At 66.2% G+C, this 24354-nt stretch carries 27 protein-coding genes and 6 pseudogenes; 22 read left to right on the forward strand and 11 right to left on the reverse strand.

The features are described 5' to 3' along the window. Positions 1–39: 39 nt before the first annotated feature. The 6 genes and pseudogenes from GNX96_RS64610 to GNX96_RS23275 form a co-directional block, all read left to right on the forward strand. A pseudogene (locus GNX96_RS64610) lies at positions 40–141 on the forward strand (hypothetical protein); the annotation flags it as partial. A 100-nt stretch (positions 142–241) separates the two neighbouring features. Further along, entirely contained in the window at positions 242–493 is a 252-nt protein-coding gene (locus GNX96_RS54475) for a hypothetical protein (RefSeq protein WP_279581238.1), read from the forward strand. Between the two features lie 131 nt (positions 494–624). Then, positions 625–762 (forward strand): annotated as a pseudogene (locus GNX96_RS64615) (hypothetical protein); the annotation flags it as partial. An 82-nt stretch (positions 763–844) separates the two neighbouring features. Then, positions 845–1478: pseudogene (locus GNX96_RS54485) on the forward strand (Gfo/Idh/MocA family protein). Positions 1479–1757: 279 nt separating this feature from the next. Then, a complete protein-coding gene (locus GNX96_RS23270) occupies positions 1758–2084 on the forward strand; it encodes an SAM-dependent methyltransferase (RefSeq protein WP_163569696.1) in 327 nt (108 codons plus the stop codon). Next, positions 2042–2599: an SAM-dependent methyltransferase gene (locus tag GNX96_RS23275; RefSeq protein WP_163569697.1), complete on the forward strand. Its 558-nt coding sequence runs from the start codon at positions 2042–2044 to the stop codon at positions 2597–2599. The genes GNX96_RS23270 and GNX96_RS23275 overlap by 43 nt, the downstream gene beginning before the upstream one ends. Here the strand turns inward: GNX96_RS23275 and GNX96_RS23280 are convergent. The 4 genes and pseudogenes from GNX96_RS23280 to GNX96_RS64620 all read right to left on the reverse strand — a co-directional run bounded on the left by GNX96_RS23280 (position 2568) and on the right by GNX96_RS64620 (position 5609). After that, positions 2568–3461, reverse strand: coding sequence for a tetratricopeptide repeat protein (locus GNX96_RS23280; RefSeq protein WP_279581241.1), 894 nt, complete (start codon positions 3459–3461; stop codon positions 2568–2570). The two genes, GNX96_RS23275 and GNX96_RS23280, sit on opposite strands and share 32 nt — an antisense overlap. Then, positions 3461–4912, reverse strand: a complete 1452-nt coding sequence (locus GNX96_RS23285) for an NB-ARC domain-containing protein (protein ID WP_390624124.1) — start codon at positions 4910–4912, stop codon at positions 3461–3463. The genes GNX96_RS23280 and GNX96_RS23285 overlap by 1 nt, the downstream gene beginning before the upstream one ends. 9 nt (positions 4913–4921) lie before the next feature. Next, positions 4922–5319 (reverse strand): annotated as a pseudogene (locus GNX96_RS23290) (AfsR/SARP family transcriptional regulator); the annotation flags it as partial. Then, positions 5208–5609: an AfsR/SARP family transcriptional regulator gene (locus GNX96_RS64620; protein WP_390624119.1), complete on the reverse strand. Its 402-nt coding sequence runs from the start codon at positions 5607–5609 to the stop codon at positions 5208–5210. The gene GNX96_RS64620 and the pseudogene GNX96_RS23290, both read right to left, overlap by 112 nt. Positions 5610–5759: 150 nt before the next feature. Here GNX96_RS64620 and GNX96_RS23300 point away from each other — a divergent pair, with 150 nt between their 5' ends. Continuing rightward, positions 5760–6218 (forward strand): CAP domain-containing protein, encoded by a 459-nt coding sequence (locus GNX96_RS23300; RefSeq protein ID WP_163569702.1) that lies wholly within the window; start codon positions 5760–5762, stop codon positions 6216–6218. A 41-nt stretch (positions 6219–6259) separates the two neighbouring features. Here GNX96_RS23300 and GNX96_RS23305 read toward each other — a convergent pair whose 3' ends face one another. Further along, on the reverse strand, positions 6260–6562 hold the full coding sequence (locus tag GNX96_RS23305; protein ID WP_163569703.1) for a hypothetical protein: 303 nt from the start codon (positions 6560–6562) through the stop codon (positions 6260–6262). Here GNX96_RS23305 and GNX96_RS23310 point away from each other — a divergent pair. Both GNX96_RS23310 and GNX96_RS23315 read left to right on the forward strand, forming a co-directional pair. Continuing rightward, positions 6554–7054, forward strand: coding sequence for a hypothetical protein (locus GNX96_RS23310; protein WP_163569704.1), 501 nt, complete (start codon positions 6554–6556; stop codon positions 7052–7054). The genes GNX96_RS23305 and GNX96_RS23310 overlap by 9 nt on opposite strands. Beyond that, positions 7041–7601 carry a glycoside hydrolase family 16 protein gene (locus tag GNX96_RS23315; protein ID WP_163569705.1) on the forward strand — a complete coding sequence of 187 codons (561 nt, stop codon included), beginning with the start codon at positions 7041–7043 and terminating at the stop codon, positions 7599–7601. The genes GNX96_RS23310 and GNX96_RS23315 overlap by 14 nt, the downstream gene beginning before the upstream one ends. Positions 7602–7725: 124 nt before the next feature. Here the strand turns inward: GNX96_RS23315 and GNX96_RS23320 are convergent, their stop codons facing one another. Genes GNX96_RS23320 through GNX96_RS23330 form a run of 3 tightly spaced genes read right to left on the reverse strand, consistent with a single transcriptional unit; the run spans position 7726 to position 9627 of the window. Beyond that, positions 7726–7977 carry a hypothetical protein gene (locus tag GNX96_RS23320; protein ID WP_163569706.1) on the reverse strand — a complete coding sequence of 84 codons (252 nt, stop codon included), beginning with the start codon at positions 7975–7977 and terminating at the stop codon, positions 7726–7728. Next, complete coding sequence (locus tag GNX96_RS23325; protein ID WP_163569707.1) at positions 7974–8273, reverse strand: hypothetical protein; 300 nt, start codon at positions 8271–8273, stop codon at positions 7974–7976. The genes GNX96_RS23320 and GNX96_RS23325 overlap by 4 nt, the downstream gene beginning before the upstream one ends. Further along, positions 8257–9627, reverse strand: coding sequence for an AfsR/SARP family transcriptional regulator (locus GNX96_RS23330; RefSeq protein ID WP_163569708.1), 1371 nt, complete (start codon positions 9625–9627; stop codon positions 8257–8259). Before GNX96_RS23330 ends, GNX96_RS23325 begins: the two co-directional genes overlap by 17 nt. A 210-nt stretch (positions 9628–9837) precedes the next feature. Between GNX96_RS23330 and GNX96_RS23335 the strand changes: the two genes are divergently transcribed. Continuing rightward, entirely contained in the window at positions 9838–10368 is a 531-nt protein-coding gene (locus GNX96_RS23335; RefSeq protein WP_163569709.1) for an RNA polymerase sigma factor, read from the forward strand. On the opposite strand, the gene GNX96_RS23340 is transcribed toward GNX96_RS23335, so the two are convergent. After that, positions 10365–11141 (reverse strand): trypsin-like serine peptidase, encoded by a 777-nt coding sequence (locus GNX96_RS23340; RefSeq protein ID WP_163569710.1) that lies wholly within the window; start codon positions 11139–11141, stop codon positions 10365–10367. The two genes, GNX96_RS23335 and GNX96_RS23340, sit on opposite strands and share 4 nt — an antisense overlap. Before the next feature lie 104 nt (positions 11142–11245). Here GNX96_RS23340 and GNX96_RS23345 point away from each other — a divergent pair, with 104 nt between their 5' ends. The 3 genes from GNX96_RS23345 to GNX96_RS23350 are packed head-to-tail and all read left to right on the forward strand — an operon-like array spanning position 11246 to position 12890. Continuing rightward, positions 11246–12226, forward strand: a complete 981-nt coding sequence (locus GNX96_RS23345) for an aminotransferase class I/II-fold pyridoxal phosphate-dependent enzyme (protein WP_279581243.1) — start codon at positions 11246–11248, stop codon at positions 12224–12226. Beyond that, the gene (locus GNX96_RS54490; protein ID WP_279581244.1) at positions 12147–12662 is read left to right on the forward strand and encodes an aminotransferase-like domain-containing protein; all 516 of its coding nucleotides are present in this window, start codon (positions 12147–12149) and stop codon (positions 12660–12662) included. The genes GNX96_RS23345 and GNX96_RS54490 overlap by 80 nt, the downstream gene beginning before the upstream one ends. 60 nt (positions 12663–12722) lie before the next feature. Continuing rightward, positions 12723–12890, forward strand: coding sequence for a hypothetical protein (locus GNX96_RS23350; RefSeq protein WP_163569711.1), 168 nt, complete (start codon positions 12723–12725; stop codon positions 12888–12890). Here the strand turns inward: GNX96_RS23350 and GNX96_RS54495 are convergent. Together GNX96_RS54495 and GNX96_RS54500 are read right to left on the reverse strand one after the other, a co-directional pair. After that, positions 12874–13722 carry a helix-turn-helix domain-containing protein gene (locus GNX96_RS54495; protein WP_279581245.1) on the reverse strand — a complete coding sequence of 283 codons (849 nt, stop codon included), beginning with the start codon at positions 13720–13722 and terminating at the stop codon, positions 12874–12876. The two genes, GNX96_RS23350 and GNX96_RS54495, sit on opposite strands and share 17 nt — an antisense overlap. A 43-nt stretch (positions 13723–13765) precedes the next feature. Beyond that, positions 13766–14710: a GAF domain-containing protein gene (locus tag GNX96_RS54500; protein ID WP_279581246.1), complete on the reverse strand. Its 945-nt coding sequence runs from the start codon at positions 14708–14710 to the stop codon at positions 13766–13768. Between the two features lie 153 nt (positions 14711–14863). Between GNX96_RS54500 and GNX96_RS23360 the strand changes: the two genes are divergently transcribed. The 9 genes and pseudogenes from GNX96_RS23360 (at position 14864) to groL (ending at position 24316) form a co-directional block, all read left to right on the forward strand. Further along, the gene (locus GNX96_RS23360; RefSeq protein WP_163569712.1) at positions 14864–15145 is read left to right on the forward strand and encodes a hypothetical protein; all 282 of its coding nucleotides are present in this window, start codon (positions 14864–14866) and stop codon (positions 15143–15145) included. 234 nt (positions 15146–15379) lie between these two features. Beyond that, a pseudogene (locus tag GNX96_RS23365) lies at positions 15380–17038 on the forward strand (methane monooxygenase). Positions 17039–17139: 101 nt separating this feature from the next. After that, positions 17140–18174 carry an NADH:ubiquinone reductase (Na(+)-transporting) subunit F gene (locus tag GNX96_RS23370; RefSeq protein WP_163569713.1) on the forward strand — a complete coding sequence of 345 codons (1035 nt, stop codon included), beginning with the start codon at positions 17140–17142 and terminating at the stop codon, positions 18172–18174. Between the two features lie 9 nt (positions 18175–18183). Further along, a pseudogene (locus GNX96_RS23375) lies at positions 18184–19366 on the forward strand (toluene hydroxylase). A gap of 53 nt (positions 19367–19419) precedes the next feature. Next, entirely contained in the window at positions 19420–19734 is a 315-nt protein-coding gene (mimD, locus tag GNX96_RS23380; protein WP_279581284.1) for a propane 2-monooxygenase effector subunit MimD, read from the forward strand. Positions 19735–19771: 37 nt separating this feature from the next. Then, positions 19772–20818: an amidohydrolase family protein gene (locus GNX96_RS23385; protein WP_163569715.1), complete on the forward strand. Its 1047-nt coding sequence runs from the start codon at positions 19772–19774 to the stop codon at positions 20816–20818. Continuing rightward, positions 20818–21354, forward strand: coding sequence for an iron-sulfur cluster assembly protein (locus GNX96_RS23390; protein ID WP_279581247.1), 537 nt, complete (start codon positions 20818–20820; stop codon positions 21352–21354). The genes GNX96_RS23385 and GNX96_RS23390 overlap by 1 nt, the downstream gene beginning before the upstream one ends. Before the next feature lie 194 nt (positions 21355–21548). Continuing rightward, positions 21549–22577: an NAD(P)-dependent alcohol dehydrogenase gene (locus tag GNX96_RS23395; RefSeq protein ID WP_163569716.1), complete on the forward strand. Its 1029-nt coding sequence runs from the start codon at positions 21549–21551 to the stop codon at positions 22575–22577. A gap of 44 nt (positions 22578–22621) precedes the next feature. Beyond that, a complete protein-coding gene (groL, locus tag GNX96_RS23400; RefSeq protein WP_163569717.1) occupies positions 22622–24316 on the forward strand; it encodes a chaperonin GroEL in 1695 nt (564 codons plus the stop codon). The last annotated feature ends 38 nt before the right edge of the window (positions 24317–24354 follow it).

Genomic DNA, 24354 nt, shown 5'->3' on the forward strand with positions numbered 1-24354 from the left:
TGCATAACGAGCAGCGGGCGCGGGATCCTGCTGGATTTCATGATCCACGACTACGATTTCGCGCGGTGGATCGGCGGCGAGGTGACCAGCGTGTACGCGACTGTCACCGGCTCCGACGGTCCGGTCAGCGGAACTGTGGTGCTACGCCACGAAAACGGCACGATCAGCCACATCCAGGGCACGTGGAGTCGGCCGGGCGAGCCGTTCCCGGACCACCTTCGACCTGGCCGGCAGCGGCGGCGTGCTGACCGGGGACTCGCTGCGCCGGCCGCCGGTGACGATCAGCGTGCCCGAACCCGCGGCCATCGGGCACGCCCTCGCCGACGATCCGTACACGGCGGAACTGGCCGAGTTCGCGGCGGCGATCGCGATCGCTGGCGGCCCGCCGCCGCGGGTCAACGCGGCGGACGGCCTGGCGGCCTTGGACATCGCGCTCGCCGCGCTGGAATCGGCCCGGTCCGGTCGAGCCGTCAGCCCGACGCAGGTGGCCTGATGAAGATCGCGCTGGCTTCGCTCGCCCCGTCCCACGCCGGCTCGTACGCGGCGCAATTGGCCGCACATCCCGAAGTTGAGCTGCTCGTCGCCGACCCGGACGGCGTCGGCTCGACCGAAGCCGGCCGGGGTCGTGAGGCCGTGGACGCCACGTTTTTCGACTCGTACCAGGAAATGTTCGCGGCAGGCCCGGATGGTGTGGTGGTCTGCACCGAAAACCTCCACCATCGTACGATCGTGGAGGCGGCAGCCGCGACCGGAGCCTATGTACTCTGCGAAAAAACCCCTCGCGACCACAGTCCCGGACGCGGAGTCGATGATCGCTGCCTGTGCGGCCGCTGGGGTCGGTCTGATGACCGCCTACCCGGTCCGGTTCAGCCCGGCCGTACGCGCCGCACAACAGGCCGTCGCGTCCGGGCAACTCGGAAAACTGGTCGGTCTCACCGGTGTCAACAATGGCAAACTCCCCAGTGGGCGGGCCTGGTTCGCCGATCCGGACCTCGCTGGCGGCGGCGCACTGATGGACCACCGTCCATCTGGCAGATATCTTCAGCCTGTTGGTGAGCGCTCCCCCAGTTGAAGTTTACGCACTGAGCAACCACATTCTGCATCCGGAAGCGGCGGTGGAAACAGGTGGCGTCGTCGTTATCCGGTACGCCGACGGGACCGTCGCGAGCATCGACTGCAGCTGGAGCCGACCGGACGGCTTTCCGACCTGGGGCGGGCTGAGTTTCGGCCTGGTCGGCGAAAAAGGCACCGTCCAGGTAGATGCGTTCGGCCAGGCCGTCACCGGTTTCCGTGCCGGCGGCGAAAGTCGCTGGCTCGGGTACGGCCCGGACCTGGATCGGTTGCTGCTGACCGAATTCCTGTCCTCGGTACGCGAACGCCGCCGACCAGTCCCGGACGGCGAACAGGGCCTCGCGACCCTGCGGATCGTGACCGCCGCGTACGAGTCAACAAGAACCGGTCAACCAGTCAAGATCTAGGCCGTCTTCTTGCGTCGACACACCGGCGCGCGGTGAACCACGCCTCCTGGTCGAGGTCCTGGCGTCGTACACCCCTTGCACAACGTTGTAAACGGATGGCAGGGGAGTTATCACCCTCTTTCGCCGGCGAACATCCTTCCGCGCCGCCGGACCGGAATCCGGTTCCGGCCAGTTCCGGCCGATCCCAGCTCTTTTGCCCAGGAGGGACAGTGGTTGGGGTCACGCCTGTACCGCTATCGTTAACCCAACGCAGAGTGACAGGCAGGAGCAGGACGCCCGATGGCACCGACCGATCGATCGCCCACCGCGGTAGGCGATTCCTCGCGAGTGGACACCAACCGGTCCAGCCCGGCCCGACTGTGGGATGCCGCGCTCGGCGGCAAGGACCATTTCGATGCCGATCGCAAACTCCTCAACGAGCTGCTGACCAGCGTGCCGGACCTGATGACCACCGCCGAGGAACTGCGCCAATGGCTGCTTCGGGTCGGCCGCTATTTGGTGGACCGGGCCGGTACGGACCAGTTTTTGGACTGTGGCTTCGGATTGCCGCGCGACAGGAGAGGTTGCACGAGACCCTGCAGCGGATCAACCCGGACACCAACGTGATCTACGTCGACAAAGATCCGACGGTGGTCGCGTACGGGAAAGCCATGCTGGTCGACAACGACCGCACCTTCTGCATCGCCGTCGACCCGGGCAAGCCGGACGAGCTGATGGCCAACGACATCATCCGCAAGAACCTGGACCTGGATCGCCCGATCGCGTTGATGCTGACCAACATCGTGCACTTGATCGAGGACGACAACCAGGCAAGCGACCTGATGGCGGCCTATGTGCAGGCCCTGCCGTCCGGGTCTTTCGTGGCGCTGAGCCATCTTTACGACCCGGCCGACGGCAGCAGGCATGCAGCGATCGCGCGGACGCTGGAGGAGAAGATCCGCCAAGGCCTCGGCTCCTGCAAGTTCCGGCCGCTCGAGCAGATCTCCAGCTATTTCGACGGTCTGGACCTCGTCCAGCCCGGGCTGGTCAAGCTTTTCGAATGGTGGGCATACGGGCCGCGGCTGATCGAGGCGGTCGACATGGACAAGCTCATGCTCTGCGGACTCGGCCGCAAGCGGTAGTTCCCGCTATCCGGCGGCGGAGTGGGGCGCTGTCGTTGTCGGCCAGCCCGAAACCGGCCACCATCGTGAGTGCGTCGGTCCGCCAGCGCCGAGTTTCCTGGGCGTCGCCGTCTGCCTGGGCACAGCTGGCCAGCCCGCCCAGCGCGAGCGCCTGTTCGTACGGCTCGGCTGTGACCGTCGCCAGCGCCAGCGCGGCCTCGTGCTGCCGGCGGGCCTGCTCGACCTCACCGACCAGGCACAACGTCTGACCGAAGGCATTGCGGATGGTCGTCTCGATGGCCCGCAGCAGATGCGCCTCCACCAGGTCGAGCGCCCTGCGATGGCCGGCCACCGCGGCCGCGGTCTCGCCCAGCATCCGATGTGCCACCGCGATGTACGTCAGCGCCATCGCACCCATCGTCGGATTTCCCAGCGAGGTGGCGATCTGCTCGGCCCGCGAAGTGCGCAGCGCATCCTCCGCGCGGCCCTGCTCGGCCTGCAGCATTGCGTGCACCACCAAGGAAAACCCGAGCCGGTTGAGATCGTCACGGGCCCGTGCGTTGGCCGTCGCCTCGACCAGCGCGGCCTCTGCGGCGGCGAACTCCCCCACCACGGTGCCGATGATGCCGAGCGTCTGCAGCACCGTGCAGACGGCCCGCTCGTCATACGCGCGCCGGGCGATGTCGACGGCTCGCTGGGCCCGTTCGAAGGCCCGTCGCAGCTGTCCCTGGATCTGCAGACACTCAGCCAGCCGACGCAGCGCGCGAGCCTGTCCCGCGAGGTCGCCGAGCTGTTCGTACAGGTCCAGTGACCGGGTCCACAGCCGCTCGGCCTCGGCGTAGTCGGCCACGTCGAATCGCACGGTGGCCTGCCAGAACAGCATCACCGCGAGGCCCTGCCGATGGTGCCCAGCGATCGCGGCGGCCAGCCCGGCGGCGCCGGCCCGGGCCGCGTCGGACGGACTGCCCGGCCGTGCCGAGTCAGGTAGCAGACCAGCGGATTGGCCAGCTGCCATCCATAGGCGTGCCACTGCGGTCGTACGGCGGCCAGGTCGACCAACCAGCCAAGGGTGCCGGCCTCGCGCTCGAACCACGCCTGGGCACCGGCGAAGTCGTCGACCGCGGCCGGCAGCGGCATCCCGGCGGACGTGCCACCGGTCACCGCGGTGGCCGGTTGGATGCTCACGTACGCCCGTGCGCTGGCCGCCAGGTAGTAGTCGAAAAGCCTGGTCAACGCGTCTCGCCGGAGCCGGTCCGGGTCGAGCTGGCGGGTCGTCTGGGCGGCGTACGAACGGACCAGGTCATGTAGCACGAACCGGCCGGGCGCCGGCTCGTCGACCAGATTCGCCGCCAGCAGCCGCTCCAACACCAGGTCGGCGCGGTGCCCGTCGACGCCAGCCAGCGCGGCCAGCACGTACCGGTCCACCGACGCGGTGCCGAGCAACCCCAGCAGCCGAAAGGCCTGCTGGTCGCCCGGGTCCAGCTGGGCGTACGACATCTCGAAGACCACGTCGATCCGGCGGTCATCGATCTCCAGCTGGCCGAGCCGCTGGTCGTGGTCGCGGAGGTGGTCGACCAGGTCCGCCAGCCCGAGGGCCGGTCGGTGCCGCAGCTTCGCGCCAACGATCCGCAGCGCCAGCGGCAGCCGCCCGCAGGTCTGGACCACCCTGATCGCCTCCGCCCGGTCGGTGCCGGAGCACTCCCTTGCGGCCGCGTTTTCCAGCAGCCGTACGGCATCGCCGAGCGGCGGGACGCCCAGGTGCAGGTGCCGGTCCACCTCCAGGCCGCCCAACCTGCGCCGCCGACTCGACACCAGCACCACGCTGCCGCCATCGCCGGGCAGCAGCGGCCGGACCTGCTCGGCGTTGACCGCGTTGTCCAGCACCAACAACAGCCGCCGGCCGGCCACCCGCGCTCGCCAGGTCGCCGCCAGCTCATCGGGGTCGTCAGTCACCGGAAGCTCGGTGGCACCAACCGCGCGCAACAGCCGATCCAGCGCCTCAGTCGGTCGCAGCGGCCGCCGTTCCAGGGTGTAGCCGCAGAGGTCCAGATACAGCTGGCCGTCGGCGCAGTCGTGCTGTGCGGCGGCGCGCAGCAGGAACGCCGTCTTGCCGACGCCGGCCATCCCGTCGACCGCGCAGACGCCGGAGGTCAGTTGGCTGATCAGGGCCAGTTCGCTCGTACGACCGACAAAACCGGGAGGCGGCGCGGGGATGTCCTTTCGTACCGGAAAAGTCTCGGCCGTACGCGACGTTTCGGTAGCGGGACGCGGCAGTTCGGCGCGCAGGATGGCCCGGTGAGTGGCCCGCAGGTGATCGCCGGGCTCGACCCCCAACTCGTCGACCAGAATCCGCCGAGCGCGAGCGTAGACGGCCAGCGCCTCGGCCTGCCGGCCCTGCCAGTAAAGCGCGGTCATCAACAGCTCGACCCCGCGTTCTCGGAGTGGGTGTCGGCCACCAACGCGGTCAGCTCGCCCACTGCGTCCCCGCAGTTCCCACCGCGTAACCGCAGGTCAAGCAGGTCCTCACGGGCCGCCACCCGCTGTTCGCTCAGCCGCGAGCGCTGCTGTTCGGCGAACGGACCGGGCAGTCCGGCGAGCGCCTCACCACGCCACAGCGTCAACGCGCTGGTCAACAGCCGCTCGGCCCGCTCCGGATCGCCGTCCCGGCGGCACCGGGACGCCTGCGCGACCTGGTCGGTGAACTGCCCGGAGTCGACCGCGGCCGGCGACACCCGCAACACGTACCCGCCGGCCGTCCGCCCCAGCAGCTCCCCCCCGCACCGGCCGCCGCCAGCGCTTTGCGGAGCCGGTAGACGTACGCCGGCACGACCTTGTCGCCGATCGCCGGCGGCCGGTCTCCCCACCCGGCCCGCAGCAGTTCGGCGGCGGACACCGGCGAGCCGGCCCGCATCGCGAGCACCGCCAGCACGGCCTGCTGACGGGCCGGTCCGACATCCACCGCCGTCCCGTCACATCGCGCGCGGACCGGACCGAGCACTTCAAAACGCGTATCACCTGCCATATCGGGCATCGTGCTGACTTCGGCCGGGACGGGTCCCCAACGACATGGCCGAATGTGACGGAACGGCAAAGAACGCGTTCTTTGTTACGGCTGGCGCTGCTTTTCCGATAAGTCATCGAGATTCCCAGCCCAGCGGACCACCGACCCGCGGAGGTACGGATGAAGACCCTTTCGCTGCTGATCGCCCTCACCACGGCATTGGGCCCCTCGCCCGCTCACGTGCCGGCTAATGACTACGTCCAGCAGGTCGTGGATCTGACCAACCAGAACAGGCAACAGCACGGCTGCGGCAACCTGGCGCTGAACGCCCAGCTGACCACGGCCGCCCAGGGCCACAGCGATGACATGGCCACCAACAACTACTTCGACCACGACAGCCCGGACGGCCGCGATCCCGGCCAACGGATCTCCGACGCCGGCTACGACTGGGACGCATGGGCCGAAAACATCGCCGCTGGTTACGACACACCCACGGCAGTGGTCGACAGCTGGATGCAGAGCGCCGGTCACCGGGCGAACATCCTGAACTGCTCCCTGCACGACATCGGCGTCGGCTACACGGTCGCCAACAACGCGGACTACCCGAACTACTGGACGCAGGATTTCGGCAGTCAGTAGCCGCTTGTGACATTTGGTCGGGTACGGCGTTTATCAGCGCGTCAGATGTATGCCGTGCAGAAGGAGCAGAATGTGACTGTCACTGATCGTCGATATCGGCTGCCGGCGGCTCTTGGCGCGGCTGTCGCCATGGTCGCCACCGCCGCGGCCATCCCCATCGCCACCAGCGCGTACGCCGACTCGACGAACCTCGCGACCAACCCGGTGCTGGCGAGCAGCGCAGACGGCTGGGGTGCGCTGGGCGACGGCAGCGGCAAACGGGTGGCCATCACCGGGCACCCCACTGCTTCGTACGCGTACCAAGTGAAATCAGCTCCGGCGACGCCGGCATCTACATGCCGCAACTGTCGGTCACCGGCGGCTCGACGTACACGATCTCGGTGGACGCCAACCTCGCCGGCAAGGCGAACATCCAGATGGACTGGTACGGCGAAGATGGCTACATCAGCTCCACCTACGGCCCGGCGATCACCGCAAAAGCGGGTTCCTGGACCAAAATCCGGGCCACCCTGAAAGCGCCGGCCGGCGCCACCAACTCGCACCCGTTGGAGACGGTCTCGAACGGCAGCGGCACCTGGCAGTCGACCGCCGCCGACTATGAGGCCGGCGGCGGATCGAATCTCCTCCTCACCGCCACCGTCGTCGCCGCCGCCCTCCTCACCCCCGCCTTCGTCACCGCCGCCCTCCTCACCACCGCCTGGGGACGGCAGCACCGCGGCTGGCAATTTCCACTGGGGCACACCGCTGCCGGCCTCCGACGAGTTCAACTACACCGGCACGCCCGACTCCGCCAAGTGGGGCGTCTACGGTGGCGACGGCTGCGTGCCAGGTCATGACGGCAACGGCCGCAGGTGCGGGAACGCCAACTACGTCAACGGCAGCTACCTGCGACAGACCGGCAGTTCCAACGGCGACACCGCCGGAATGGCCTCCAACCTCGGCCAGAAGTACGGCCGCTGGGAGGTCAGGTCCCGCATCCAGGCCGCGCCCGGCGCGAACGGCAACGCCTACCACCCCGTCCTGATTACGTGGCCGGACTCGGACGCCTGGCCGTCGGGCGGCGAATACGACTACTTCGAGGTCAACGTCGGCGATGACGCCGGCACCGCGTTCATGCACCACCCGACCCAATCCGGTGTCGTACAGGACGAATACCACTCCGGTTCGCTGGACCTTTCGCAGTGGCACAACTACGGCTTCGAATGGTCGCCCAACGGCCTGACCGGCTACATCGACGGCCAGCAGTGGTTCCACGACACCGACCCGGACGTGCAGGCACCCGGCCCGATGCACCAGACGATCCAGCTGGACAACTTCTTCGGTGACGGTATGCAGCAGGCCTATTTCGACGTGGACTGGGCCCGGGTCTACTCGATCAGCTAGGCATTTCTCGGCTCGTACTCGCTCGCCGAGTGGCGCTGTTGTGTGGTGTCCCTCGACGAGCGGGGCGGGGCTCGGCAGGTCGAACGTCGCGTTGGGTCGTCAAGTTGGGACGGGGGAGAACGGGTCAGGCGGGTGCTGCGGAGGCACCGAACTTGCGTACGGCGTTGAGCGTCTCAGCAAACTGCTGTGGCTGCTTCTTGCTGTCGAACTGAGTGTCGTCGTCGAAGTTCCAGGCGAACAAACCCTGCGCCGTAACGGTTTTCAGGAACGACGGGGTCATCATGGTGTTCAGGTCGCTGTCAAAGTTGGGGATTGAGCCGTCCGGCGCGAACCTGCACACCATGACCGGACCGAACCGACCCAGATACCTGGTCATCGTGGTGACACTGTCGATGTTGCCGTCATGCTCGAAAGCGCTGAAGGTTGAAAGTCCGACTGCTTCAGCACGTCGGAGAAATAGTTCACGAGCACGAGGTTTTTACCTTGGTTGGTGTCACCGCCCTCGAGCAGCCAGCCGTCAAGATCCAGACCGACCCGTGAGTTCGGTGCGTAGGCATGAAAAATCCGGATGGCCTGCAGGTAGCGCACCTTGAGCGCCTGGGCATAGGCCGTCGTGGCGGGACTGTCATAGACACCTTCGCCACAGAGGTGTTTGTCAACGCCGTTGAACATGGAGACAAAGAGCGGCGGACCGTCCTTCTTTCCGGCGAAACCCATCGCGAGCGTACGCATGTCCGGAAGGAAATCGTCGGACAGCGGATATCTGAACCCGCAGAAGCTGCCCTGCTTGTCGCTGAACGGCAAGGGCTCGTCCTGATTGGGATGTGGGCTGTCGACCATGAGATGAATCGCCTTGCCGGCGGCATAGGTCTTCGGAATCTCGTTCTTCGACCAGCCTGGGAGGACCTGGGCCAGCATCGACCGCTCGTAGTAATACTGCGTGACCATGCCAAGTGGCGCCTGCTGGTAAAGCGGGCTTTTTTGATGTGTCGTCGACACCGTTGGACATGCCGAAGATCAGATGGCCCGGCGGTGGCATGGTGATCGGTCGCTTCTGGATCGGGTCGGTGGAATTCACCAACTGCATCAGTTTCTGGTCCGGCGTGGGCTGCGGCCAGAACGCGTACGCACCGCCAGCGACCAAAAGGACGAAGACAATGCAGGCCGCGATGACCAGATTCCGGCGACCCGGCCACTGCCGTTTGACCGGCGGCGAAACGACGGCGGGAGGTGACATGCGTACGTCGTCGCCGGCCTCGCGGTCGGCGTCCAGCAGCTGGTTGTAAAGCCTGCGCGGGCCCGGGCCTGGCTCCGTGCCGAGCTCGCTGGCAAGGCCGGTGCGCAGTTCGTGGTACGTCCTCAGTGCCTCAGCGGGCCGGCCGGCCTGGATCAGCGCCCGCATCAGCCGCTCCCAGCTCGCCTCCCCCAGCAGCGAGTCGGCCGAGGCCAGCGGGCGCAGCAACGCGATCGCCTCATCGGCCCGCCCGTCGGCCAGCAACGCGTCGGCCCGGCAGTCCGCGGCCGAGTGCCGCAGCTCGGCGAGCCGGACCCGCTCGATCTCGGCGGCATGGCCGGACAGCGACTCGAAGGGCTCGCCACGCCAGAGCCGCAGGGCCGCCGCCGCCCGGTCGGCGGCGAGCCCCGCCTCGCCGTCCGCGAGCGTCGTTCGAGCCGCCGCGATCAGGTCTTCAAAAGTGGTGACGTCCAGTTCGTCCCGACTGACCACCAATCGGTAGCTGCCCTTACGGCTGTCGATCCGCTGCTGCTCCCCCACCGCGGGCAGCAACTGCCGAAGCAGATGCACATAAGTCTTCAGATTTCCGCGCGCCGAAGCCGGCGCCCCCTCCGGCCACAGCGCCTCGGTCAACTCGGCGGTGGAGACCCACCGGTTCGGTTGCAAGGCGAGCGCGGCCAGCAGCCGCTGCGGCTTCTCGGCGGTCATCTCGACCGCGCATTCGCCGCCCAGTTGTAGTGGTCCAAGGGCCAGCACCAGAAAATCCGCGCCCACTTCGATCTCCGCCGTCATGCTGCCCCGTCGTCCACCGATCGAAAAGTCCTGCATGCATCGTACGCAAGTTCACTACATATACCGGATTATCGCTGGATTCCAACGGTGGCTATTGCGGTACTTGCGCGGTTCATTCGCAGGTCTGGGCGATGGTGAACCCCGCACGTACCAACTCAAAGCACCGTGATCGGACATCGATTTCCCACCGACCGGTCAGGAGATGCCTCGGTGACCACACTCGACACGACCGATTGGCCGCCGTTTGAGATCACGTACCGGCGGCACGCCCCGCGCGTCTACCGGTTCTGCCTGTCCCGAGTGACCGATCCAGACGCGGCCGAGGAGCTGACGGCGGACACTTTCGCCCATGCGTACGCGGCCTACTCCCGCTTCAGCGGCGACGAGGAAGGCATCTGGCCGCCGTGGTTGTTGCGGATAGCCCGGAACGCGGTGATCGACCACCATCGGCGGCGCGGCCGACGGCGTGCGATCGCTGATCGCTACCTGGCGCCGACCGGAACCGATCTGGTGGACCCCGTCTCGGTGGAGCGACGGGTGATCGCCCGCGACGACCTTCGTACGCTCGGGCGCTGCCTCGCCCGGCTGGCCGACCGCGACCGGCAGCTCATCGGGCTGCGGGTCGGCGGCGCCGGCGCCGCCGAGATCGGCCGCGTGCTGGGAATGTCACCGCACGCGGCCACCGTCGCCACTGGGCGAGCGCTCGCCCGGCTGCGACATGACTTCGACGGACTCAGCTAGAGCGCCTCGGCCCGCTGGTAGAGATCACGGGTCTCGTGGTCGAAGTAGACGCTGTAGTTGTGTACGGCACCGCCGCCCTCTTCGTACCCGCCAGTCAGGCCGATAACGTTTTTTGCTCCCCTGTACGGTCCACGGGCTGCCGCTGGTGCCGCCCGGCGGTTCGTGCAGTCGAACTGCACAAACCACTGCTGCACCTTGCCGCCGGTCGTGCTGCCCGAGCAGATCCGCGGCTTCGCGCCGTTGGCCGGGTAGCCGACCAGGTCGATCTTCTTGGGCAGTCCCGTGTCGAAAGAGAGGTTCAGTGCGCCCGTACGATCCTGCACGCTCTTCCCACCTGACGGCGTCAAGACGATGAAGGCGTAGTCGTACGCGGGGTCGCGGTTGGTGATCCACCCCTGGTTGACCAGCATCTTCACGCCCCGCCCGTAGGCGTACCAGCTGCCGTACGTGCTGCTCGGGCCGCCGTTGTAACCGGGAAAGAAGGCCAGGTACTTCCGCCAGCCGCTGCCGCTGTCGTAGACGCAGTGCGCGGCGGTCATGATCAGGTTGTGGTGGGGGCTGTTGACCACGCTCGCGGTGCAGTTGTGGGTCTGCGGGCTGTGGTCGGTGCCGTTCGTGGTGAGCAGTGCGCCGACCGTCGGCCAGCCGCCGAAGTCGTGAGCCGAGGGCACGCTCTGCGGCGCGCTGGCCGCTGGCGCGGCCACCCCGACCAAAGCTGCCCCGACCAGAGCCGCCGCGGTTACCGCGACGAGAGCCAAGCGAATCCGTGTCATCCGGTCAGCCGACCACGGCCACATACAAAAACCCGCATAGTCCGCTGTCGCGGCTACCGAGAGCGACCTTGACGGCCGGGGCGCTCGGGCCGCACATTGGACCAATGACGAGCCGCGTAGAGATCAGCCACGACAGGTCCAAAACCGGCTCCGACTTCCTCCAGCTCACCCTCGGGGACGCGCCGCCGGGCGGCCTGTCCGACTGGCTGGCCGAGCAGTTGCGGCACGCCATCTCGGACGGCCGGATCCCGGTCGGCGGCCGCCTCCCGGCCACCCGGGTCCTGGCCGCCGAACTCAGTGTCTCCAGAGGAGTGGTCACCGAGGCGTACCAGCGGCTCACCGAGGACGGTCACATCGCTGGCCGAGGACGTGCCGGCACCGTTGTGGTGGGCCGCTCCGATCGCCACCGAGATCTCCCAGCCAGCACCAAAAACCGGCCAGACCACGCTCTTCGACGGCCATCCACGCAACGACGTCTGGGATGTCGTACGAGCAGCCCCGGCCGCTATCGACCTGCTGCCGGGAAGACCCGATCTGGCGGCCTTCCCCCGCGCGCCGCCTGGCTGCGGGCCGAGCGGGCGGTGCTGGACGGGCTGTCGGCGGCGGATCTCGGCTACGGGGATCCGCGCGGGACGCCGGCGCTGCGGACCGAGGTGACGCACTGGCTGGCGCGTACGCGCGGAATTCGTACCGATCCGGACGAGGTGATCGTGGTCGCCGGAGTCGCGCAGTCGTTGTCGCTGCTCGGGCAGGTGCTCGGACGGCACGGAATTTCCGCGGTGGCAATGGAAGATCCGGGGTCACTCGGCACCCGGCAGCACCTGCGGTACGCCGGCCTGGCTACCCCGCCGGTACGGGTGGACGCCGGCGGGCTGCGCGTCGATGACCTGCGGGCGAACGGCGCTCAGGTCGTGTTGGTGACGCCCGCCCACCAGTTTTCCGGCCGGAGTGGTGCTCGACGGGCAACGCCGGCGGGAGCTGATGGGGTGGGCCAGCGACGGCGGAATGATCATCGAGGACGACTACGACGCCGAGCACCGCTACGACCGTCCGCCGGTGCCAGCATTGCGGTCGATGCTCGCTGAGCAGGTCTGTTACACCGCCAGCGTCTCCAAACTGCTGGCTCCCGCGCTGCGCATGGGCTGGCTGCTCGTACCGTCGCGTTATCAGGACGAGTTCGTCGAGGCGAAGCGGTGCGCGGACCTCGGCAACCCGGTGCTGTCGCAACTGGTGTTGGCGCAGTTGATGAAGTCTGGCGAGGTCGAGCGGCAGCTGCGCTTTCTGCGTAAGCGTCACCGGCGCCGCCGGGACGCGATGATGGATGCCATTCGTACGCACCTGCCCACCGCGGTCGTGCACGGCGCCGCGGCCGGCCTGCACCTGATGATCACGTTCGAACACGACCTCCCCGACGACGCGCTCGCCGCCGCGACACTGGCGAAAGGCAAGGTGCAGCCGCTGTGCTGGCACGCAACTTCCCGGCCCGCCCGCGGTGCTGGGCTACACGCTGCGCATGCCTGACCGACGACGTTCGCCGCGCCGCCCGCGACGACGCGCTCGCCGCCGCGAAAGGCGTGAAGCGTGCACGCCGCTGTGCTGCGCACTGGCGGCAACGTTCAGCCGGTGCCGCACCGGCAACTTCCCGGCCCGCCCGGTTTGGTGCTGGGCTACGCGGCGAACGCGCCGAGTGTCATCGCCCAAGGCATCGCGCATCGCGATCTCGGCAGGGCACTCAACGATCTGGCGTGACGATCCCGTAATCGTGGATTTTGCGGTAAAGCGTGGCCCTGGACATGCCCAGCAACTGGGCCGCGCGCACCTTGTTGCCGCCGGCGTCGTCGAGACTGTCGACAATCGCGTCTCGCTCGATCGACTCCAGCCTGTTCAGCTGCCGCCCAGTGACCGTGCGGTATTCGGTCGGCAGGTCGCTGGGCCGGATCAGCCCGGTCCGGCGATGCTGCGCGACCTGCTTGAGCACGTGATAAAGCTCGGTGACGTTGCCGCTCCAAGTGGCCCGCATCAACAGGTGCACCGCCGGCGAAGAACACCGCAGCTGACCGCCCTGCGACAGCTTGCTGAGGAACAACGGGATCAGCTCGCCCATGTCCTCGGGGTGCCGGCGCAGCGGCGGAACTTCGATCGTACGAGGGAAAAACGCGATCAGGTCGGTCAGGTCCGGCGCGGCTCCCGCGCCCTCGGTCAGGGTGACCGCGACCCACGGCGGCTGCCGGCCGGCCGCTCGTACTTCCCGTAGGACCTCAACCAACGCGGTCAAGGCGCCCTTGCGCAGCCGGTCGACGTGCCGGATGACCAGCGCGTCCACCGGATCTTCCAGCAAATCCCGACGAAGATCGGCCGGCCAGCCCGACTCCGGCACGGCCGCCGCGTCCAGCGTGTGCAGCCGCCCGGTCGGATTACGCCGCTGGTGTACGCACTTGGCGAGGGTGTTCTTACCGACCCCCGACTCCCCCGACAACACCACCCATTCACCGCGGCCGTAAGTCGCGTCGACGTCGTGACAGCACCGCAGCCACACCGGCGCCGAGCCCACCACTCCGGGCAGGAACATCGGCAGCGCCACGGTGGTGGCCGGTCGGTCCGCTCCTCGTCGCTTTCCACCAGCGTCACGGATACGACCGCGCCGGCGGACTCGCCGTACCGCGGCCCCGGCACCTGCCGGCACTGCAGCCGGACCTTGCCGCCGGCCGGCAGCGTGACCAGCGCGCGGACGCCGGCCGGCGGTCCACCATCACCTGCGAGGCCTGGCCGACCAGCAGCGCCTGATCGGCCGGCGCGAGCAGCCGGCGGGCGGCGTCGTTGGCCATCACGACGTCTTCGTTGAAGGCCATCACAATTCCGGTCGTACGGCGGCAGGTGCGCAGGTATGCCTCGAAAAGCGCGAGTTCGCGGGTGTTACTGCGGACCGCCTGGCGGATCTGCTCGGCGGTCGTCTTGGCCAACGCCACCATCAACGGCCCGGCGTCCTTGCTCCAGCAGGTCAGATCGACCGCGCCCATCACCTTGCCGGAGATCGGGTGATGGATCGGCGCGCCCGCGCAGGCCAGGTTTTCCAGGTTTTCGGCATAATGCTCATGCCCGAAGACGTGCGTCGGCCGACCGTCCTCCAGGGCCGTGCCAATGCCGTTGGTGCCGACAAACCGTTCCCCGTAACTGAAACCGGGCACCAGCTCGACCCTTTCCAGGTGCCGGTGCAAGTCGATGTCGCCGGTTCGCTGGGTCAGCACGATGCCGGTCTGGTCGGTCAGGATGATGCTGATCGGCTGGTCGCTGAGCTGCTCGGCGAGCCGTTCCAACACCGGCTCGGCGGCCCGGACGAGCGGGGTGTCCATGTCCTTGTCCCGTACGTACGGGATAGCGATCCGGTCCGCCGGCACCCGCAGGTTCAGGGATCGCGACCACGAAGCCAAAATGGGCCGGCGGACCTTGTCCGACTCGACGTGCTCGGAGGTCAGGAAGTCGATCCGGGCGCGGGCCAACTGCGGATCGTCGGGCGAGACCCGCGTAGCCGGTGCCATCACCAGCGGTCGCACGTTGCGTGCGTCATCCACGTAGACCTCCTACCGCTGCCCGCGAGCGGCCGACCGCGGGCACCGCAGGGTGTGTCCTGGGCCACAGCTTAGGGGCGCCGGCCCCCCGGTGGTGTCTCAAATTGAGACATCTGCCGGACTGGCCCGGTTGTGTCATGGGGCTGGGAGGTGCCCATGTCTTCGACCCAACCGTCCGAACAAATCACCGAACTGGCCCCGGAAGAGACGTACAACCCCTGGACCGTCGTGAACGTCGTGTTCCACCACCTTGTCGACAAGGGCCTGCATCCGGTGCTCGGCGGCACCGGCAATCCGGGCGAGCCGGCCACCGCCTTACTGCGGGCGATGGGCATCACGCCGACCGTCGAAGGAGATGCGCGCACCTCCCAGAACATCCGCAACCAACTGGCTGATCTTCGTACCAGGATGCTTCCGCAACAGCTGGACGAACCGTAATCACACGCATGCACACTGTCTCATATTGAGACCCGACAAGGGTCACACCCGCGATGTAATTCGCTGCGTAGGGGCATTGCCTTCGGCCCCACCGTGCGGGCGGGCCGGCCAACCGACGGTGTCGAGGGCAGTGCCGACGGGAGATCAAGCTGGGTCGCCGATGCGGTGGCGTACACCGACTTGACTGCCAAGCCGATGCAAGGCGCCGCCGGGATCGGCGGGTAAGGAGTGATCATGAGCCGCCAGAGTGTGGCGAGAGCCCACCAGAAAATCCAGGAGCTGTCCTGGGAGCCGGCCTACCACGAGCCGGTGTCGCACTACGGCACGGACTACACCTTCCAGAAGGCGAAGAAAAAGGACCCACTGAAGCAGGTGTTGCGGTCCTACTTCCCCATGCAGGAAGAAAAAGACCATCGCGTCTACGGCGCCGAGGACGGCGCGATCCGCGGCAACATGTTCCGGCAGGTGCAGGAACGCTGGCTGGAATGGCAGAAGCTGTTCCTTTCCATCATCCCGTTGCCGGAAATCTCGGCGGCACGGGCGATGCCGCTGCTGTTCCGTACGGTTCCCAACCCGGAACTGCACAACGGCCAGGCCATCCAGATGATCGACGAAGTCCGGCACTCGACGATCCAACAGAACCTCAAGCGCCTGTACATGAACAACTACATCGACCCGGCGGGCTTCAACAGCAGCCTCCGCAATTTCCAGTCCGACTACTGCTGCGGCACCATTGGCCGTCAGTTCGCCGAAGGTTTCATCACCGGTGACGCGATCACCGCGGCGAGCATCTACCTGACGATCGTGGCCGAGACCGCGTTCACCAACACGCTTTTCGTCGCTATGCCGGCAGAAGCCGCCGCCAACGGCGACTACCTGCTGCCGACCGTCTTCCACTCGGTGCAGTCGGACGAGTCCCGGCACATCAGCAACGGGTACGCGACCCTGCTGATGGCTTTGTCGGACGAGACCAACCACCAACTGCTGGCCCGCGACCTTCGGTACGCGTGGTGGAACAACCACCGCGTGGTGGACGCCGCCATCGGTACGTTCATCGAGTACGGCACCAAGGACCGCCGCAAGGATCGGGAAAGCTACGCGGAAATGTGGCGTCGGTGGATTTACGACGACTACTACCGCAGCTATCTCGTACCACTGGAGAAGTACGGCCTGGAAATTCCGCACGACCTCATTGAGGAAGCCTGGAACCAGATCTGGAACAAGGGCTATGTGCACGAGGTCGCGCAGTTCTTCGCCACCGGGTGGCTCGCCAACTACTGGCGGATCGACGCGATGACGGACAAGGACTTCGAGTGGTTCGAGTACAAATACCCGGGCTGGTACGACCGTTATGGCAAGTGGTGGGAAAACTACAACCGGCTCGCCACCCCGAACGGTCACAACCCGATCGTGTTCGAGGACGTTGACTACGTCTACCCGCACCGCTGCTGGACCTGCATGGTCCCGTGCCTGGTGCGCGCGAGGACATGGTGGTCGACAAGGTCGACGGCCAGTGGCGGACCTACTGCCACCAGGAATGCCGGTGGACCGACGCGGTCGCGTTCCGGCCGACGTACCAGGGCCGACAGACCCCGAACATGGGCAAGCTGATCGGCGCCCGTGAATGGGAAACCCTTTACCACGGCTGGAACTGGGCCGATGTGGTGAAGGACATGGGCTTCGTACGGGACGACGGCAACACGATGGTCGCGCAACCGCATCTGAACCTTGACCCGAAGAAGATGTGGACGCTGGACCACCTGCGCCGCTGCCCGCCGCTGGCTTTCCCCGAACGTCATTCTCAACGAGATGAACGACGACGAGCGCGCCGCTTTCGTCGCCGACTACAACAAGCAGGGCCCCGCCGGCCGACCGGCGCCGGCCGCCTCCTGAGCCAGCTTCGGTGGGTACGGCCCGCCCCCTTCCCGGGCCGTACCCACGCTGGTGCCGACCGACACCGAAGAAAGGCAGGCGATGGGCGAAAAAAACACCACGTGCGTTTCGAGCCGGTCGGGATCGAGATCGAGGTTGACGAGGACAAGACGATCCTGCGGGCCGCCGCCGAACAGGGAATCATGCTGATGCATGGCTGCAAAGAGGGCCAGTGCGCGGCATGCAAGTCCTTCCTGCTGGACGGCGACGACGTCGAACACGACCGTTATTCCACGTTCGCGCTGCCTGACTACGAAAAGGAAGAGGGCTTCACACTTCTGTGCCGGGCGCACGCGTACGAGGACCTGACCATCGAACTTCTCAACTACGACGAGGAAATGATCAAGTCCGGGCTGCCGATCCAGGAAGCCGCGGTCGAGGTGATCTCCAAGGAGTACGTGACTCACGACCTCGTTCACCTGGTGGTGAAGCTGCTCGACCCCACGTCGTCGTTGAAGTTCTTTCCAGGCCAGTACGTGGATTTCGCCGTCCCCGACCGGCAGGCCACCCGATCTTTCTCGATGGCGAACACCCCCGGGCGGAACGAGGGCCTGCTGGAGTTCGTGATCAAGATCTATCCAGACGGACTTTTTTCGACGTTTCTGCATGAAGAGGTCGCGATCGGTGACCGGCTCGACATCACCGGCCCGTTCGGGGTTTTCACGCTCCGGGACGCTCCACAGTCGGATCTGCTGTTCCTGGGCGGCGGAGCCGGAATGGCACCCATTCTTTCGTTGCTGCGGTCAATGGCTGAGCGCGGCATCGAACGGAAGGCGACTTTCTATTACGGCGCCCGCCGGCGCAAGGACCTCTGTTTCGAGAAGGAGCTTTCCGCGCTGGCGGACATCCTGCCGTCGTTCCGGTACGTACCAGCCTTGTCCGAACCGGACGAGAACGACGGCTGGGACGGCGAGACCGGCCTGATCACCGATGTGGTGCGACGGCTGGAAAACGATCTGGGCAGAGCCGACGCGTACGTGTGCGGCCCGCCCCCGATGGTTGAGGCGGCACTAGAACTGCTGCCGACTCTCGGGGTGGCCGACAAGCGGATCTTCTATGACAAGTTCACCACGACCGGCGACGCGGACGAACAGTAAGGAAAACAAATGACTACCACTCCAGAACAAACGACAGAACGCAGCGTCCCCAAGCCAGTGTTCACCGACGCGGAGGCGGGTGCCAAGGTTTTCCCGGACTCCGATGCGCGCCGCTACAACTACTTCACCCCGCAGAAGCGCAAGCAGAGCCACTACGAGGACGTGACTGTCGAGGTGCAGCCCGACCCTCGGCACTACCTGTCGCAGGGCTGGCTGTACGGCTTCGCCGACGGCAAGGGCGGATATCCACTGGAGTGGACGGCTTTGAAGGCGTGGGGCTCGGACCGCCCGGTGCCCGAACGCGGACCTGGCACCGGCGGCACCGGTTACCCGTGGCCGGCGCTGGGCTGGCACGAGTTCCGGGATCCCAACGAGGAATGGGAACTGACCCTCTATCGCTACAACTCCAATGTCGTACGGCAGTTGAACCAGAACATCGAGGCTGCCAAGCAGTCCAAGGCTTTCGAGCAGTGGAACCCGAACTGGGTCAGCTTCGTTTCCCAGCACGTCGGCGCGTGGATGCACATCGACCACGGCCTCGGCCTTTACCTGTACGCGAACGCCAACCGGCGGGCCCCGACGAACATGCACAACAACGCGATTTCGGTGAACAGCATGCACCGGATCCGGGCGGCCCAGGACCTGGCCCTTTACAACCTCACGCTCAGCGAGGAAATCGAAGGCTCGACGGCACCGCGCACGTCGAGACCTGGAATTCGGATCCGGCATGGCAGGGCGTACGCGACACCGCAGAGCAGCTGACCGGCATCTGGGACTGGTGTGAGGCGATTTTTTCGCGTCGAACATCATTTTCGAGCCGTTGGTGGGCGAACTGTTCCGCAGCAACCTGGTCCAGCAGGCCGCTCCGTCCAACGGCGACTTCATCACGCCGACGCTGATCGGCGCGGAGGAATACGACTTCGCCGAACGGGACCTGCGCTACACCAAGGCGATGTTCCGGCTGCTGGTGGACGACAAGGAGTTCGCCAAGGAAAACAAGGCCATCATGGGCCAGTGGCTGGCGACCTGGGTGCCCCGCTGCATTTCCGCGGCCCGCACGCTGCAACCGCTGTGGTCGCAGCCCGACGCCAAGCCCCCGCGCTTCGAGGACGGCCTGGACCGTGCGAAGAGCCGTTTCAGCGGCATTTTGTCCGACCTCGATCTGCAGGCACCGAAGGAGCTGGGCCAGTGACCACGTTCAAGTTTTCCGAGAGTGCGTACAAGGTCGACAACACCGCGTCCAACATGTGCGGCTTCACACTGATGAACAACCAGGTCGGCGCGCTGATCGCCCAGGTGATGTCCACAAAGGACAACGTCACGGTGACGCCACTACCGTCGATGATCCGGGTCGACGCCAAGGGCCGGGTGGACCTGGTTTACGCCGAGGTCGACGAAGCCGCCGGCGAGGAGCACGGCTGGTTCGACGCCGCCGAGTTCGAGGAGAGCATGTCGACGCACTACGGCCGGATGATCCACGAGGACGACCGGACCATCATGTTCGCGAACCCGGAGGACGCCGCGGAGTTCATCGACTTCGACCTGGTTGCACGGTCATAGCAGACCGCATTCGATCCAGCCCTGGGAGGAAATCCAAGTGTATGAGAAAGATGGAGAGAAATACTTCGTCGTTGACGGCCACACCCATTTCTGGGACGCGAGTCCGGCGAACTGGGTCAAGGGCCAAGAGCAGTACGCCAAGGGCTGGATCGAGTGTTTCCATGCGTACCAAGGCTTAGGGCCGGCCGAGACGCACTGGTCGATCGAGGATTTCCAGAAGTACACCGAAGAACGCATGATGAAGGACCTGTTCGAGGATGGACACGTCGACGTCGCGATCTTCCAGCCGACCAACCTGCGGCAGTGGTATTCGGAAGGTTTCAACACCACCGAGACCAACGGCGCACTGGCCGAGAAACATCCCGGCAAGTTCCTGGTGAACTCCAACTTCGACCCGCGTGACGGCGACGACGGACTCAAGGGCCTGCAGGAGCGAGTCGAGCGCTGGGGCAGCAAGGGCGTCAAGCTCTACACCGCGGAGTGGAAAGGTGACTCCCGCGGTTGGAGCCTGAAAAGTCCGGAGGCGGCGAAATACCTGGAAAAATGCCAGGAACTGGGCATCAAGAACGTGCATGTCCACAAAGGGCCGACGATCTGGCCACTGGACAAGGACGCCTTCGACGTGTCCGACGTCGACCACGCCGCGACAAACTTCCCAGAGCTGAACTTCATCGTCGAGCATGTCGGCCTGCCGCGCATCGAGGACTTCTGTTTCATGGCAACGCAGGAGCCGAACGTCTACGCCGGCCTGTCGGTCGTGGTCGGTGGCCTGATGCACGCCCGGCCGAACTTCTTCGCCAAGGTGATGGGCGAGCTGATGTTCTGGCTCGGCGAGGACAAAATGCTCTTCGGTGCGGACTATGCCATCTGGGAGCCCAAATGGCAGGTCGAGGGCTTCGTGGACTGGCAGATGCCGGACAGTGCCGAGTTCAGCGACTACTCGAAGTTCAGCACCACGGCCAAAAAGAAAATCCTCGGGCTGAACGCGGCTCGACTGTACGACATCGAGGTGCCAGCTGACTGTCAGGTCGACTCCAGCCCTGAACCGGCCGTAGGCGAGCCGGAGAGCGTACCGGCATCGTGATGGCAGCCCCCACAATGGGCGCCGGCGCCGACCAGACCACCGTCACCGCGGCGGTCTGGTCGGCGCTTGCGACGGTCCAGGATCCCGAGCTCGACGAGCCACTCACCGACCTCGGTTTCGTGTCCAGGCACGAAGTCACGGCGGACGGCACCGCGGTCGTACGACTGCGGCTGCCGACTTATTTCTGCGCGCCCAACTTCGCTTTCCTGATGGTGGCGGACGCGTACGACGCGGTCAACGCGGTTCCGGGGGTAGCTCTCGCAGACATCCAACTGGAGGACCATTTCGCTGCCGACACCATCAATTCCGGGGTCGCCGCGCGCGCCGGTTTCGTCGCATCCTTCGAGGGTGAGGCCGCCGACGAACTGGACAGCCTGCGCGCGGATTTCCTGCGCAAGGCCGTGCTCGCCGGCACCGACCGGGTCTGCCGCGCGATGGTGTCCGCTGGAGCCGACCCCAGCGAGCCTGGGCACCGCGACGCTGGGAGACGCACCGCAGGACGCGGAAACTTCGCGACTGCGGTCCCGCCGCCGTGAACTCGGTCTCCGTGCGAGAACTCCGACGCGCTGCTCGTCGATCCGGCGACCGGGACATCCGTACCCGCCGACCAACTGCGCCGGCACCTGGGCATCGCCCGGGTCACCCGGGTCAGCCAGGACGCCAACTCCGGGGTGTGCCGGGGCATGCTGCTTGCTCGCTATCCAAGTGCGACAGGAAAGGAGAACGCGGGATGAAGGCCGTACGGCTGCACACGTACCACCAGCAACCCGTCATCGAGGACGTTCCGGAGCCGACCGCAAAAGAGCCCTTCGACGTGGTGGTGAAGGTCGGCGGCGCCGGAGTGTGCCGTACTGACCTGCACATTATCGAGCAGCAGTGGGAAGAGAAGTCCGGAGTCACGCTGCCTTACACGATTGGCCACGAAAACGCCGGATGGGTGCACGAAGTTGGCTCTGCCGTGACGAATGTCGCCGTCGGCGACACCGTCATCCTGCATCCGACGCCGACTTGCGGGCTCTGCCACGCCTGCCGCGCCGGCCAGGACATGCACTGCATCAACAGCACTTTTCCTGGTATCAACGCCGATGGCGGTATGGCCGAATACCTGCTGACCTCAGCGCGCGCCTGTATCAAGCTGGATCCCAACACCCAACCCGAGGACGTGGCCGCACTCGCGGATGCCGGCATCACCGCGTACCACGCCGTACGCAAAGCCGTGCCGTTGCTCTATCCCGGCACGACCTGCGTCGTCAATGGCGCCGGTGGGCTCGGGCACATCGGCATCCAGTCCTTGACCGCCCTCACGGCCGCCAGAGTCATTGTGGTGGACCGAAACCCGGACGCCCTCACGTTGGCCGCCGAGCTCGGCGCGGACGAAACCGTGGTCGCGGACGGCAAACACGTGGCCGCCGTGCTCGACCTGACCGGCGGCGGCAACGGCGCGGAGGTTGTCCTGGACTTCGTCGCCGAACAGGGCGCCCAACAGGATGCGTTTGCGATGACCCAGCGCAACGGGTCGCATTTTGTGATTGGCTACGGGAGCAATATCGACATCCCGACGATCGACATCATTTCCACCGAGCGCAACGTGATCGGCAATCTGGTCGGTACGTACAACGACCTGGTTGAGCTGATGGTTTTGGCGCAGGCCGGAAAAGTCACCCTGCACACCAAGAAATACCCGCTCGACGCGGCACTGGACGCGCTCGCCGACCTGGCCGCGGGCAAGGTCCGCGGCCGGGCGATTCTCACCCCGTAACCCATCCGCATCGCATCCGCGAGTACGTACGAGGAGGACCAACGATGGCCAAGGAACTGCGCTTCGGCTCAGAAGCCCGAGACCTGCTTCTCGCCGGTGTCGACAAACTCGCGGACGCGGTCAAATCCACCCTGGGACCCAAGGGCCGGAACGTGATCATCGAGAAGATCACCGGCTCCCCCGTCGTCACCAACGACGGCGTCACGATCGCCCGGGAAATCCACCTCAAGAACCAGTTCGAGAACATGGGCGCGCAACTGGTGAAAGAAGCGGCGATCAAAAACAACGACGTCGTCGGTGACGGCACCACGACGGCCACCGTCATCGCGCAGGCGATCATTCGCGAAGGCATGAAGGCCATCACCATCGGCGCCAACCCGGTGCTGGTCAAGCGCGGCGTGGACATCGCCGTCGGGCAACTGGTGGCACATCTGGAAAAAGTCGCGCACTCGATCACCGAGGAGCACGAGTACGCCCGGGTGGCCGCGATTTCGGCGAATGACGACGACGCCGTCGGCGCGATTATCGCGCAGGCACTGCACACCGTTGGCGAGGACGGCATCGTCACCATTGAGGAATCACCGCGGATCGGCATGAGTGTCGACTACGTCGAGGGGTTCGAGTTCGACAACGGCTACCTGTCGCCCTATTTGGTGACCGACCCGGGCCGGCTCGAGGCGATCGTGGACGACCCGTACATCCTGATGTGCAGTGAAAAAGTCACCAAGGTCCAGGAACTGATGCCGGTCCTGGACAAGATCATGCGAGCGCCGCGGCCGCTCGTACTGATGATCGCCGAGACAGTCGAGGGCACCGCGCTGTCCATGCTCGTGCACAACCACGTCAACGGGAACTTCCAGGCAGTCGCCATCCGCGCACCCGGCTTCGGTGACCGTCGGCTACACAAACTCGAGGACCTGGCCGCGATCGTCGGCGGCAAGGTGCTGTCCCGGCAGTCCGGTTTCTCGATGGAAACCATGACACTGGAGCACCTCGGCAGGGCCCGGCAGGTACGCGTCGACTCCAACTCGACGACCATCATCGGCGGCGCCGGGTCCGCCGAGGATGTCGAATTCCGCGTCAACCAACTCCGCGCCGAGCTCGAGCGCGCGCAGTTCGGCATCGACGAAGACGTGCTCACCGAAAGGATCGGCGCCCTGACAGGGAAAGTCGGCGTCATCCGGGTGGGCGCGGCGACTCCGGCCGAGCTCAAGGAACTGCAGCACCGGGTCGAGGACGCACTGTCCGCGACCCGCGCGGCGATGGCCGAGGGCATTGTCGCCGGCGGTGGCGCCACCCTGCTGCACGCCGAAAAGGTGTTGGCGGAGCACGGTTTGAAGGGTGACCACGCGATTGGCGCGGATATCGTTCGGCGGGCGCTGAGCGAGCCGGCCTTCCTGATTGCCAGCAACGCGGGCCTGCCGGCGGCCGATATTGTCGCCCACACCCGCGGACTCGGCGACGACGAAGGTTTTGACGCCCTACACGAAACCTACGGAAACCTGATCGAGATGGGTGTCATCGACCCGCTGCGGGTGTGCCGTTCAGCGCTGCAAAATGGTGCGTCGGTGGCCGGGTTGCTGCTCACCACCAACACGCTGATCGCCGAAGAACAGACTCCGTGGGGCGGCAGCGCGGCCCTGATGACCGAGTTCGGGCCGCTGGATGAGGGCCTGCACCAGCCGTCGCCGGACGCCAGTACGCCGCAGTCGCTCGGCCTGGGGCCGTCCGTCGGCTAACGCACAACTCCACAGTGGATTGGGAGGTGGTCGTCAGT

This window comes from Fodinicola feengrottensis (assembly GCF_010993775.1).
GTDB lineage: Bacteria > Actinomycetota > Actinomycetes > Mycobacteriales > HKI-0501 > Fodinicola > Fodinicola feengrottensis.